The sequence below is a fragment of the Paenibacillus sp. NAIST15-1 genome, from assembly GCF_001894745.1.
Classification (GTDB): domain Bacteria; phylum Bacillota; class Bacilli; order Paenibacillales; family Paenibacillaceae; genus Paenibacillus_B; species Paenibacillus_B suaedae.
Map to the genome: position 1 here is coordinate 63362 of NZ_BBYF01000001.1, position 13990 is coordinate 77351.

Genomic DNA, 13990 nt, shown 5'->3' on the forward strand with positions numbered 1-13990 from the left:
ACACCGATTGCATGGATAGTATAGGTTGAAGCATGAAGTGATTTCCAGGAAAGGAGGAGCGCTTATTCCTGCTGCCGATGCACGGACGCCATCATCCTATCGTCAACATTCTGCCTTGCAATTGTTACTTAAAGACCCCTTTACCCTATTCGCCTATTGGTTCATCACAGCACGCACACAAGTAGCCGTAGAGCGACACTATCGAATGGGCTGGAACGAAATGACCAAAGCGATACAGCTGTATGAAGTACCGCGTGCCGATTTTCCTCACTGCAAGCTAGGCGCATCTAACCAAGTATTACTGCATCCCGTGGAATCGCATGAGAGCTCCGTATATCTGCATCCTGTTAAGCCGAATCGTTCATACATAGCTGATTATGGGATCATTCCGGTATCGCAATCCTTTGTACCACTTGCACGTTCAACATTCGTTCATACCCCCTACTTGCAATCATATGGCGAATTCCCTGAGCAGATGGGTGCCTTACAAGCCATACATTTGGAGCAAACAGAAGCTGGATCGCCATTTCCATCATTCTCATCTTATACGTTATATGAAAATCGAGAAGGAGTTTGTGAATGAACGCATTTGTCCCAGTAAGCTCTCATCCCAGCATGCACACGCAAGGATTAGTATCCCTCGTTCTGCATGCACATTTGCCTTATGTGCGCCACCCGCATGTACAGCGCACATTGGAAGAACGCTGGTTTTTCGAAGCCATGTTGGAGACGTACCTCCCACTGCTTCATACCTTCGGCCAGCTTGAGCGAGACAACATCCCGTTTCGCCTGACGATGACGTTAACCCCGACTTTGCTGTCCATGATGGACGATGCGGAGATGAAAGTGCGGTTTGAATCCCACTTGCAGCGTTCGATTGACTTGGCTGAATCCGAAGTAAAGAGATTGGCAGGCCACAATGGCCTGCAGGACGTCGCTGCAATGTATGTGGAGCGGTGGCATCAGTTGAAGTCCATCTACGCTCGGCTCGAAGGCAATGTCATTAATGGATATCGGCATTATGTCCAAAAAGGGAACTTGGAATGCATGACATGTGCTGCAACTCATGCCTTCCTCCCTCTAATTAAGCAGCCATCCCTAGCTTACCTGCAAATTGAGGTGGGGATGCGGGAACACGAGCGGCTGCTCGGCAGACGGCCTAACGGAATCTGGCTGCCAGAGTGCGCCTACGCACCAGAACTTAGCCCGCTTCTTCAGGAATGCGGGATTCAATATTTTATTGTTGATCACCACGGATTCGTCAATGCAATGCCGCAGCCAACAGCCATGCATTATGCTCCTATCGATACAGGAGGAGGGGTATTCGCCTTCGCACGCGATCCAGATTCCTCAAGACAAGTATGGAGCACGCACGAAGGGTATCCGGGTGACCATGATTATCGAGAATACTATCGCGACATCGGCTACGATCTTGGCTGGAACAGTGCAGATGAATGGGATTATATTCGTCCTCACCTGCTGGATAATGAAGCACGAATCAATACAGGACTCAAATATTATCGAATTACCGGAGTACATGACGTTCCTAAAGAACCATACCGACCAGAACGGGCCCTGCACAAAGCTAGGGAACACGCACGTCACTTCTTGACCAACAGAGAACTTCAACTTGAAGCGGCTCAAGTAGATGGGGATCGCCTTCCGATCGCCATCAGCCCCTATGATGCGGAACTATTCGGACATTGGTGGTTCGAAGGCCCGCTATGGATAGAAGCATTATTCCGAGAGCAGTCGGAACGAACCCGCCATCATACACAACGCATTGAGTTCGTAACACCAAGTGATTACCTATCGCGATACCCCAATCAAGAAAAGGCTCAATTATCGTTCTGTAGTTGGGGACGCGGCGGATATGCGGATGTCTGGCTGCAGCAGGGAAATGACTGGATGTATCCACGTCTTCATGAGACGGAAGATCGAATCCTGCACACTGTATCCCATGTCGATAAGGAGGCAGCTTCAAGCTTCCATGACATGCAAGAGCGCATTATCAATCAAGCTATCAACGAATGGATGCTCGCAGCGAGCAGCGATTGGGCTTTCATCGTAGATGCGGGGACGGTGACCGAGTATGCTGGGATGCGAACGACTCAGCATCTGGAGCGATGCCACAACCTGCTGGACATGATTGAGCGGGGCGTATACGACCAAGTACTTGTCGAGCGGATGGAGGGAGAATACCCTTGCTTCCCTACAGTTGATTATCGGCTTTTATCCAGCAGAGCTAGGCATTCAATCGAGCGAATGTACCATTTCAATGCAGCCTATCCCCCTACCAAACGAACTATACCATTCAACTGTCCCCAACCTATCTTGGCACATCATCCACAATATCGTTCCAACAAACGCATCTTAATGATAGCTTGGGAGTTCCCGCCGCTCGTTGTAGGCGGGCTGTCACGAGCCGTATATGATCTCTCCCGCCATTTAAGCAAGAAGCAATGCGAAATTCATGTAGTCACTCGCGAAGTGCCAGGCGCACCTGACTATGAGCTAATGGATGGGGTTCACGTCTATCGTGTCCCACTTATACAGACAGCTTCACCACTAGAGTTCATGGATTGGGTGTTCCATATGAACGCTGCCATTTCATCACTCGTTGATGATCTCGTAGATGCCGGTCTGACCTTCGACCTCATGCACGCTCATGATTGGCTCGTCTACCCTGCCGCAGCAGACTTGAAGCAGACTTACCATTGGCCGCTGGTTGCTACCATTCATGCCACCGAGCATGGCCGCAATCATGGCCGGCTGCACGGCGAGCTTCAGCAGCGAATCCATGACTTGGAAGCAAGCTTGACAGCAGAGGCCGACCATACCATTGTGTGCAGCCATGCCATGATTCAGGAGGTCGCATCTCTGTTCGATCTTACACGGCAGCGCGTTACCATGATACCAAATGGGGTTGACGCGATTGACACAGCTATACCAGCTGGTTCGATCAACAACCTAGAACATCGCACTGATCTAGTAGATTCCCAACTTCTCTTCTATGTTGGCCGCCTTGTCTATGAGAAGGGCATCCATATTCTCATTGAGGCAATGCCACTTATTATACAGTCTATTCCACAAGCGAAGCTGATTATCGCCGGTACTGGACCCATGAGACAGCAATTAGAGGCTCAGGCCGCACAGTTAGGACTGCAAGAACATATCCTTTTCGCTGGATTTGTACAGGATGAGGCACGGGATGCGTGGATTGCAGCCTCATCGGTATGTGTATTCCCCAGTCTATATGAACCCTTCGGAATCGTTGCGCTTGAAGCAATGCGGTTCGGAACACCTGTTGTCGTATCAGACACGGGTGGACTCGCTGAAATCATTGATCATGCTGTAGATGGATACAAAGCACTCCCAGGTCATATTGAATCATTAGCATGGCATGTAACGGATCTCCTCCTCCATCCTGAGCGAGCTGCTCAAATGGCTGTAAAAGCACAACAGAAGGTTCGAGCGCACTACGACTGGAATACGATAGCTGTGTCAACGAGACAAGTATATGAAGGAGTGATCGCTCGATGAAGGCAGTGATTATGGCAGGCGGCAAAGGTACACGGCTTCGACCGTTGACACTAGGCACACCAAAGCCAATGGTTCCCCTATTGAATCGTCCGTGCATGGAATACATTATTGAATTGTTGAAGAGGTACGACATTCATCAAATCGCCGTTACCGTACAATATTTGCCCGATGTGATTCGCAACCATTTCGGTGACGGCTCCAAATATGGCGTGCAGCTGCATTATTTCGAGGAGGACGCTCCTCTCGGTACGGCAGGCAGCATTAAGAATGCTGAGTCCTTCCTTAACGAATCGTTCATCGTCATCAGCGGCGATGCCTTGACCGACTTCAATCTGCGCCAGGCCATCCACTATCATAAGGAGAAGCAGGCAATCGCTACGATGGTACTGACGCAAGTAAGCTTGCCTCTCGAATATGGGGTGGTCATGACCGATGAAGAGGGCCGGGTCTCCCGCTTCCTTGAGAAGCCTAGTTACGGAGAAATATTCAGCGACACCGTCAATACTGGCATCTATATATTGGAGCCAGAAATATTAGATTGGATTCCGGAGCGGGAAAGCTATGACTTCAGTCTGCATCTCTTCCCAAGACTGCTTCAAGAACAGCAGCGACTATACGGATATACTGCTTCCGGATACTGGTCAGATATTGGAAACTTACAGCAATATCGGCAGACTCAATTCGATATGCTCGATCGCCGCGTAGATGTGCACATTCAAGCAGCAGAACCGATGCCAGGTCTATTCGTAGAGTCAGGCGTGAGGCTCCCTTCCCGTATTAGGCTAAGCGGACCTGCCTATATCGGATCAGATTCGATCCTCCACCCATCCTGCTCGATCGGACCATATACCATTCTCGGCTCCGGCAATATTGTGTTCCCGCACAGCTCACTTACACGCTCCATCTTGTGGAACGGAAACCGCGTTGCCAAGCACTGCGACATTGAAGATGCAATCCTGCTCCACCGCACGAACATCGGCAGTGATGTACACATTCAAGAAGGCGCTGTTATTGGAAGCGGCTGTACGATCGGCGATAAATCCCATATCCGTTCTCAAGTTAAACTGTGGCCGAACAAAGAGGTTGAAGCGCATAGCATCGTAAATGCTACGCTCATCTGGGGCAATGCAGCTGCCTCGCTGTTCAAGGGCAGCAAAATATGCGGAAGTCCGAATAGCGAGCTGACCCCAGAATTTATCGGCAAGCTGGCCTGTGCTTATGGATCGATCCTCAATCGGGAATCATCTATTGTTCTGGCTGCATCTTCGCATCCTTTTGACACCATAATGAAGAATGCCTGTGCAGCAGGACTTCAATCACAGGGCATTCATATCATTGATATCGGAGACGCTCCGCTGGAATGCTTGCGGCATGCTGTTACCACAATGAAGGCCGATGGCGGCATTCATTTCAAGGTACTGTCCGCTAGCGAGGATGCCAAGTTCGAACAAATGGTAATGAGCTGGATGGATGCAAGAGGAATGCCATTCGCGAAAAGTTTGGAGCGTAAGATCGAAAATGCCTACTTCCAAGAAGACTTTGCACGAACACCAATCGAATATATGGGGCGCAGAAGAAGCGAAGAACACGCGATAACCTCCTATTTTACAACACTATCCAAGGCCATTGACTTCAATCTAATTCAATCTGCAAGCTTCAAGCTCATCGTTCAGAGCTCAGGTGCAGAAGCAGCACTCGTTCAACAATGGTCTTCCCTGACCGGAGGCATCCTGCTGCATACCCAATCTGATGTGCCGTCCCCAGCTGCCGTTATTGAGCATATTCGAAATGTTCAGGCTGACATGGGCATCATGCTGACCGAAGATGAAGGGTTCCGCATCTATATGAGTGACGGCACAAGCATGCATCATAATCATCTGCTTCCGCTGCTGCTGCAGGCGCTTGTCCAAACGGGCGTTAACGCGAGCATCGGGGTGCCGATCAGCGCTCCTGTTACAGCAGAGCAGATTGTCAGTCGCAGCGGGGTAAGGATCGTACGGACGCAGGAGCCGCTTCGCTCCCAGATGGAAGCCACGAGCGGCATCGCCTTGTTGCCTGCGGCACATCGCTTATATGCGATTAGTCTGATTTTGCAGCTCATGGCAGACACCGGACAGCCGCTGCACGAACTTGTTGCGGATATTCCAACCCTGCATACCGCCATTGAAGAAGTGACCTGCCCCCGTTCTGACAAAGGCAGTGTCATGCGCGAGATGACCGAGTGGGTTCGCCAGTCCTCCTATCGCGCGGAATTTCTGGATGGAATTAAGATTGAGACGCCTGAGGGCTCCATTCTTATTCAGCCGGATCAAGAAGAGCCTTTGTTCCGCGTTATTTCACAAGCAGACAGTATGACCAAAGCGCGAATTCTAGCTCATGAATATGCAGGACGGTTAATCCAGACGCAGTCCCCGTTAAGGAAGTGATGACGTGCCGCGCCATCTAGTCGTCGGAAATGGCAAATTTCTCGTGAACCTTGACGAGCACGCCTATGTAAGGGATGTCTATTATCCGTATGTTGGTCAACTGAATCATACAGCAGGCTATCCCAGCCGTCTCGGGGTATGGGTGGAAGGTCAATTCAGCTGGCTAGGCGATCCAGAGTGGAACATTCGCCTGGCTTATCAAGAAGATTCGCTTGTTACCGATGTAACTGCCGAACACGAAGGGCTTGGTATTGTACTTCATATGAATGATGCCGTTCACCAGCGGGATTCGATCTACTTGAAGCGGATTGTCATCTCGAATGGTAATCCAAACCCACGTGAAGTACGCTTATTTTTCCACCAGGATCTGTCCATCAATGAAACGGAAGTTGGCGATACAGCAGGATATTACCCTGACAATGGCACGTTATTTCATTACAAAAAAGATCGCTACTTCATGTTCAATGGCTGCATCACCCAGCATCATGGTGAAATAGCAGGCATACACCAATACACGACAGGCATCAAGCGATTTCATCAGGCAGAGGGAACGTGGAAGGACGCAGAGGATGGGCATCTTATGGGAAATCCTATCGCCCAAGGCTCTGTTGACAGCACGATCTGCTTGCGCACGATCGTCCCCGGCTCAGACAGCCGGGAGAGCTATTATTGGCTCAGTGTTGGTAATCGACTTGATGAGGTGAAACAACTTGATCGATATGTACGAGACAGCGGCCCTGCACAACTGATCCAGCGTGTCAGCACCTACTGGAAGCGTTGGTCGAATCAGCGCCAGCTTGATTTCGCCGATCTGGAGCCCGAGCTGATACGCCTATTTAAGCTCAGCCTGCTTATCATTCGCACGCAGACAGACGTGAACGGGGCAATCATTGCAGCAAATGATACGGACATTATGCAATTCAATCGGGATCATTACAGCTACATGTGGCCTCGGGATGGCGCACTTGTCGCGGAAGCGATGTCCGCTGCGGGATACCACGGGATGACAGCCCCCTTCTTCCGCTTCTGTGCTGATGCGCTGACTGCGGAAGGATACTTGCTGCACAAGTATAATCCTGACGGCACCGTCGGTTCCAGCTGGCATCCCTATCTGCGCGACGGCAAATCGCAACTGCCGATCCAAGAGGACGAGACTGGACTTGTGCTGTGGGCACTGTGGAGATATTACGAACATCACCGGGACATTGAGCTCCCTCAATCACTCTATCAATCCTTAATCCGCAAGGCTGCCAAATTCATGATTCACTACCGCGATCCCGAATTGAGGCTCCCCCTGCCCAGCTATGATCTATGGGAGGAGCGGTATGGAATATTCACTTTCACCGCTTCAGCTGTTTACAGCGGCTTAGTGGCTGCTTCCAACTTCGCATCTCTGTTCGGGGATGAGGAACGAGCTGACCGCTTCCGCAGCGCCGCAGAGGAAATCAAGGCAGCGATGCTGGCCCATCTATGGAATGAAGAAGCCGGATGCTTCGTACGCGGACTGTACCGGAAGGAAGGGAAATGGGCTCAGGATTGTACGCCCGAGAGCAGCATTCTAGCCATTTATATGTTCGGTGTACTTCCTGCTGACGATGAGCGGGTACTGTCAACCGTTCGCGTATTGAAGAGCAAGCTGTCCATTCGCAGCCAGACTGGGGGGATTGCGCGCTACTGGCGAGATTACTACTTCCAGCGCAGCAATGATCCGAGCCTTGCTCCCGGCAATCCGTGGATCATATGTACCCTCTGGTTCGCAGCCCATGACATCGATACCGCCTCCAACCTGAAGGAACTGCAAGCCGCACATGATACCTTGCGCTGGGTGGAAGCACACAGTCTGGCAAGCGGATTGCTTCCTGAGCAGTTGGATCCATTTGATGGTTCTCCACTGTCCGTTGCACCCTTAACTTGGTCACATGCAACATACATTCATACCGTTCTGAAGTATATTGAGAAATACAAGCAATTGGAGGCAGCCTGTTTATCTTGAAATTGAATAAGCCCCGCAGATTTCTGCGGGGCTTTCCTTTCAGTTGCCTTGCTATATACCAATTGGCAGACCGTCTAGGCGTTCAAGTTCTTATCTCCAGGCTTCCAATTGATTGGGCACAATCCGCCGGACTGCAACGCCTGCAGCACACGAAGCGTCTCCTCTACGCTGCGCCCTACATTGTTATGGTTCACGACTTGATATTTCAGTTCGCCCTCTGGGTCAATAATGAACAAGCCACGCAGTGCAATGCCATCCTCTTCTATTAAGACGCCATAGTCGCGTGCAACATTCTTCGTAATATCGGAGGCGAGCGGGAAGTTGATTTTGCCAAGACCATTCAGCTCTCTTGGTGTATTGATCCATGCTTTGTGGCTGTGGATGGAATCAACGGATACCCCTAGGATTTCCGTGTTCAATGCTTTGAACTCTTCCGCAGCTTCGCTCAATGCCGTTATCTCGGTCGGGCATACAAATGTGAAATCGAGCGGGTAAAAGAAAAATACGAGCCATTTCTCCCGGTAATCCGACAAAGATGCTGCTCCAAATCCTTGTCCGTCACCTTTTGCAGTTTCCATATTGAATTCTGGAGCAGGTCTGCCTACCAAACGTTCTGCCAAGCTAAATTCCTCCTAAGTACTAACTGAATTGGTGTCATTTATTATATCATTCTACCCGTTCGATTCAAAAATGACACGCCCCAAACCAACCTGCATGCAATCAACGGCTTACTGGAGCTATTGTCATCATATAGAGCTGATCATTCCCAGGAATGTCTGTCCAAAATGACTGGCAACAAAGCAAAGGCCAACTCATCCTTCTAAGAGTTGGCCTTATCATCATCCCATTATTTTGTCATAGCTGCCACAATCAGATCGCCCATTGCTTCCGTTCCGATCGCCATAGACTTATCTGTAGCGATATCGCCTGTCCGATGTCCGCTATCCAGCACTTCCTTCACTGCATCTTCAATGGATTGTGCCGCATCTTCATAGCCGAATGTCAATCGGAACATGAGAGCAACCGATAGAATGGTCGCAATTGGATTCGCAATTCCTTGCCCTGCAATATCCGGCGCCGAACCATGTACGGGCTCATACAGACCGAAGCTGCCTTCCCCTAAGGAAGCAGAGGATAGCATGCCGATAGAACCGGTGAGCATGGCTGCTTCATCACTTAAGATATCACCGAACATATTCTCGGTGACGATAACGTCGAAGCTAGCCGGACGACGCAGCAGCTGCATCGCGCAGTTATCCACCAATACATGCTCCAGCTCCACATCTGGATATTCAGGTGCAACGCGGTTCACCGTCTCTCTCCACAAGCGCGAAGTCTCAAGCACGTTCGCCTTATCTACCGAAGCCAGCTTCTTGCGGCGCTTCTGAGCAACCTCGAATGCTTGGCGTACAATGCGCTCGACTTCCTGTACATTGTAGACACAAGTATCAACGGCTTCCTGTCCATGTTCGCCCTCGCGGCGGAACTTCTCTCCGAAGTAAATCCCGCCTGTCAGTTCACGTACGACAATTAGATCCGTACCTTCAAGCACTTCAGGCTTCAATGTGGATGCATCCTTCAAACAGTCAAATACGACTGCAGGACGAATATTAGAGAATAAACCAAGCGCCTTGCGAATGCCAAGCAATCCTGTCTCAGGACGAAGCTCCTTCGGATTGTTGTCCCACTTCGGCCCTCCAACTGCTCCTAACAGAACCGCATCTGCATCCTTGCATAGAGCCAGCGTCTCCTCAGGCAGCGGCGTTCCCTTCTCGTCTATCGCGACTCCCCCGAACAGTCCATGACTCGTCTCGAACGAATATCCGAAAAGTTCCTCCGTACGCTTCAATACCTTCTCCGCTTCTCTTACGACTTCCGGTCCGATTCCATCGCCAGCAACAATCGCTATCTTCTTCACTTCTGCCATGTCTGCCACTCCTCGTTCAAGTAATGTTATTCTTGTTGTATCACAAATGAACGAGTCTGACTAAGATATAAAAGCTATTGTTTTTATAGGTAAAAACTATTAAAGGATCTTCCATGTCGTTCTTTGCATTATTTGACTTTAAGCAAATAGCCCTTCGGATTGAAGGTCAGGAAAAATTTATGCTGGTTGCTATCAATGATAAATTGATCATTTTCCAACAGGAATTTTTGAACCGCCTCCATCGGCCCTGGCCCGAATGCAGGCATTATCGGATGGCCGTTAACCAGAGTATCCTCGACGATTAGATAACTGCCTTTGGTTACTAACTGGTTATATAAAGAGAGTTCTTGAAATACATGCTCTTCCGTATGCTCTGAATCTAGTATGACTAACACTACATCTTCAGGAGAAATTTGTTGTTTCACTTGATTGATGATCTCTGGCGAGATCGTATCCCCTAATAGATACGTAATTCTCTCATGTTGCGGGCGTGCTATTTCCACAATATCAATCGTAATTACCTTTCCCGATCCTAGCAAATCACACATATGTGCTAAAAACAGAGCACTTCCGCCAAGGTTGGTTCCACATTCAACGATAACATCTGGCTTAACCCGAAATAATATTTCTTGATATAGAAATAAATCCAACGGGCATTTATAAATGTGTTGTCCCATCCAATATGTGTTCATCCATACAAGACTATCATAATAATGAGAGGTAAAATCAGCAACGGTAGAGTTCAAATCATCATCTCCTTATGTGCAGCCATGTAGATGTACGATTTCAATATATGAATACGGAAAAGGAAATGTGATAGGAATACGAATCTAATCTAGGATTCTTATATAAACTCCGCAGAATTGTACTTTTCCATGTCATGATCTGCCGTCTCTTCTCATTCGAGAGAGCCATAGAATGAAATAACTAGCAAGAAACAAGTCTTTCATAGGGAGGGAAGATGAGATGTACACCATCCCCGATCAATACTATGGCCGAACCAAAGAGTGGGCGATTTCCTATGCGAATGAACACCGAATTCCAATCGAAGGGATTTACAAAGTGATTCACCCGCAAGAGACGCTCGCACTACGACCAACAAAGGGATTCGATCCTATGAGATGGCCGATAACATGCAACTATGAGGAAGCCTTCGTAGCTACCGTGCCGTACGGCCGTCTTGCTACGGGGAACTGCTATGTCATCACACCGGATAACAAACGCTTGCTCGATGTCGAATATTTTTACCCCTATGACATGTTATCACTTTCACCACCCGTCTACCAATCAGGTACGGTGGGCACTGTCGTATGGGGGTGGAATATTCCTGAGCTGGTGTTCACACAAGCCATTTTCGGACATTGGTTTTTTGACATATTGCCGCGATTTCACTTGCTCCAGCAGAGCGGAATACCAATTGACAAATATGTCATCGGCAAACTAACGCATTCCTTCCAATATGAATCGTTGGACATGCTGGGTATCCCGCTTGAGCGGCTTATTCAGGCCGATCGAAATGAATTCCATATCATGGCCGAGAGACTTCTTGTCCCTGCAGTACCGTGGATGACAGGCAAAGGTCCTCGCTGGGCATATGAGTATATACGGAGACAACTGAAAGACAACCATCCGGTTCAGCCTATCAGCGGGTATGAACGAATTTACGTCAGTAGACAGGATGCTTTCGCTCGCTACGTGATCAATGAAGATGAGGTGCTAGAACTGTTGCATTCCAAAGGATTTACCAAAATTGTGCTTACTCCGCTAACAACTGCTGAGAAGATCGCGATATACTCTTCTGCTCAAGCAGTCGTCGCCCCCTTCGGGAGCGGGAATATTAACTTTGCCTTCTGCAATCCCGGAACGAAGGTCATTGAACTGACGCCGCATACTGTTACGGACGATTACTTTTGGAAAATAAGCAATCATGCAGGGCTTGACTACTATGAAATCATCTGCGACATTGAGTACCCTGCAAAGCCGGTCGGAGGTGCCGATAACTTGTATGTGGATGTGAATAAGCTGCGGCACGTGCTTCATCTGGCTGGAATCGAATAGGAGATGTTAATATGAGCCAGCTTAAACAGACTCTTGAATTAGCCGGGATATAAACCCCCGGCTTTCTTTATTTTGCAGGGATAGCCTTCTATCGAATGCGGCCAGACTCTCCAACCTCTCTTTTGGCACGAACGTCTGCATTTCACCCATTTTAGACGCAATCATTTGTTATGCCTAAGTCGTCCCCCTCACAATCATCATAATGTATCAGTACAGACTCTGTGGTCAGGAGGAAATGCTTCGTGTCAAGCAAGCAAAAGACTGTAATTATTGGTGCAGGCGGACATGCAAAAGTGATTATCGATATTTTGCAGCATGATTCATCGATAGAGATCATTGGATGTACGGACAAATCGGAGAAGCCACAGATTATGGGAATTCCCTTATTAGGCGATGATTCTATCTTGCCTACTTTATTCGCGGATGACATACGCCATGCCTTTGTAGCAATCGGAGACAACAAGTTGCGTTACAAAATAGCAGTTCAAGTAGAGAAGCTGGGCTTTACCCTGATCAATGCCATCAGCCCGTTCGCTTATGTTGCCCCCTCTTCACAGTTAGGATCAGGAATTGCGATCATGCACAACGCGGTCATAAATTCAGAAGCTCAAGTCCATCACTACGCAGTCATTAACACAGGTGCCACAATCGATCATGAATCCGTGATAGAGCGAGCGTGTCATATTGCTCCTGGCACCACACTCTCTGGGAATGTACATGTTAAAGAAGGAAGCTTTCTCGGCACAGGCTCCAAAGTAATCGACGGGGTTACCATTGGAGCATGGTCTATTTTGGGGGCTGGTTCTGTTGCCATTCGCAATATTCCAGAATCCTGTGTTGCTGTTGGGGTTCCAGCTCGCGTCATTAAGCAGATTCACATTTAAATCGAGCTAATTGCAGACATGAATGTTGGAGGGAAATAACATGAACAAATACTACCCTATAGCAACCCCTGTCTTGAATGGAAATGAAACGAAATATGTGCTGGATTGTTTGAATACGACCTGGATCTCTTCCAACGGCCCCTATCTGGATCAATTCGAGCAGCAATTCGCTGCCTTCTGCCAATCGAAGCATGCAATCGCCTGCAGCAATGGAACAACAGCACTGCATCTTGCCCTGCTTGCTCATGATGTCGGGCCAGGTGACGAAGTCATCGTACCTACACTTACGTTCGTTGCGACAGCAAATGCGGTGACGTATTGCGGCGCACTACCTGTATTCGTTGACGTTGAAGCCGATACGTGGAACATGGACATTCGAGCAATCGAGCAAAAAATCACTTCCCGTACGAAGGGCATTATCGCGGTACATCTATATGGGCATCCCGCCGACATGGATCCAATCATGGAGATTGCTCATAAATATGATCTGTTTGTCATTGAAGATGCTGCTGAAGCGATTGGGGCGCAGTACAAAGGGAGAATGGCAGGAGCGCTGGGACATACAGCGACATTCAGCCTATTCGGCAATAAAGTCATTACAACTGGGGAAGGCGGTGTTGTCACCACAGACAACGAAGCCATTGCGGAGAAAATAAGATTGCTGCGAGGCCAAGGGATAGATAAGAACAAAAAGTATTGGCATCCGGTCATCGGTTACAACTATCGGATGACGAATATTCAAGCCGCTATCGGATGCGCCCAACTGGAGAAGGTTGAGTGGCATATTCGAGAGCGAATTCGGGTAGCAATGCATTATTATGATTACTTGCAGCATGACAGCAGACTGACACTGCCTGTACAACGAATATGGGCCAAAAATGTATTCTGGATGTTCAGTATTGTGTTGAACGGCCGTTCCGAGCAGCAGCGAGATCATGTCATGCAGCAACTGAAGGACAAAGGAATTGAAACCCGGCCATTCTTCTATCCGATGCACATCCTTCCTCCCTATCGCGATGGTCAGCTGTATGAAGAATATCCGATCGCCAACCGAATTGCATCGCAAGGCATGAATCTTCCCAGCCACGGCGAATTAACCAAACAGGATATTCAGTATATCTGCCAATCCCTGCAAGACATACTGTGACGAACAAATGAG

General features: G+C 48.8%; 10 protein-coding genes. 7 read left to right on the forward strand and 3 right to left on the reverse strand.

Annotated elements, in window-relative coordinates:
- The first annotated feature begins 25 nt into the window (after positions 1-25).
- Genes PBN151_RS00305 through PBN151_RS00320 form a run of 4 tightly spaced genes read left to right on the forward strand, consistent with a single transcriptional unit; the run spans position 26 to position 7962 of the window.
- Entirely contained in the window at positions 26-583 is a 558-nt protein-coding gene (locus PBN151_RS00305) for a DUF4912 domain-containing protein (protein WP_072727205.1), read from the forward strand.
- Positions 580-3543 carry a 1,4-alpha-glucan branching protein domain-containing protein gene (locus PBN151_RS00310; RefSeq protein ID WP_083544740.1) on the forward strand — a complete coding sequence of 988 codons (2964 nt, stop codon included), beginning with the start codon at positions 580-582 and terminating at the stop codon, positions 3541-3543. Before PBN151_RS00305 ends, PBN151_RS00310 begins: the two co-directional genes overlap by 4 nt.
- A complete protein-coding gene (locus tag PBN151_RS00315; protein WP_072727206.1) occupies positions 3540-5969 on the forward strand; it encodes a sugar phosphate nucleotidyltransferase in 2430 nt (809 codons plus the stop codon). The genes PBN151_RS00310 and PBN151_RS00315 overlap by 4 nt, the downstream gene beginning before the upstream one ends.
- Positions 5970-5973: 4 nt before the next feature.
- Positions 5974-7962, forward strand: a complete 1989-nt coding sequence (locus PBN151_RS00320) for a glycoside hydrolase family 15 protein (RefSeq protein ID WP_072727207.1) — start codon at positions 5974-5976, stop codon at positions 7960-7962.
- A gap of 74 nt (positions 7963-8036) precedes the next feature.
- Here the strand turns inward: PBN151_RS00320 and PBN151_RS00325 are convergent, their stop codons facing one another.
- From PBN151_RS00325 to PBN151_RS00335, 3 genes are all read right to left on the reverse strand, one after another.
- A complete protein-coding gene (locus PBN151_RS00325; RefSeq protein ID WP_021254513.1) occupies positions 8037-8582 on the reverse strand; it encodes a peroxiredoxin in 546 nt (181 codons plus the stop codon).
- A gap of 227 nt (positions 8583-8809) precedes the next feature.
- Positions 8810-9889, reverse strand: a complete 1080-nt coding sequence (leuB, locus tag PBN151_RS00330; protein WP_072727208.1) for a 3-isopropylmalate dehydrogenase — start codon at positions 9887-9889, stop codon at positions 8810-8812.
- A gap of 128 nt (positions 9890-10017) precedes the next feature.
- Positions 10018-10581 (reverse strand): CmcI family methyltransferase, encoded by a 564-nt coding sequence (locus tag PBN151_RS00335; RefSeq protein WP_083544851.1) that lies wholly within the window; start codon positions 10579-10581, stop codon positions 10018-10020.
- A gap of 274 nt (positions 10582-10855) precedes the next feature.
- Here PBN151_RS00335 and PBN151_RS00340 point away from each other — a divergent pair, with 274 nt between their 5' ends.
- The 3 genes from PBN151_RS00340 (at position 10856) to PBN151_RS00350 (ending at position 13978) form a co-directional block, all read left to right on the forward strand.
- The gene (locus tag PBN151_RS00340; protein WP_072727210.1) at positions 10856-11947 is read left to right on the forward strand and encodes a glycosyltransferase family 61 protein; all 1092 of its coding nucleotides are present in this window, start codon (positions 10856-10858) and stop codon (positions 11945-11947) included.
- A 242-nt stretch (positions 11948-12189) separates the two neighbouring features.
- A complete protein-coding gene (locus PBN151_RS00345) occupies positions 12190-12831 on the forward strand; it encodes an acetyltransferase (protein ID WP_072727211.1) in 642 nt (213 codons plus the stop codon).
- A 40-nt stretch (positions 12832-12871) separates the two neighbouring features.
- Positions 12872-13978: a DegT/DnrJ/EryC1/StrS family aminotransferase gene (locus tag PBN151_RS00350; protein ID WP_065290410.1), complete on the forward strand. Its 1107-nt coding sequence runs from the start codon at positions 12872-12874 to the stop codon at positions 13976-13978.
- Positions 13979-13990 lie beyond the last annotated feature (12 nt).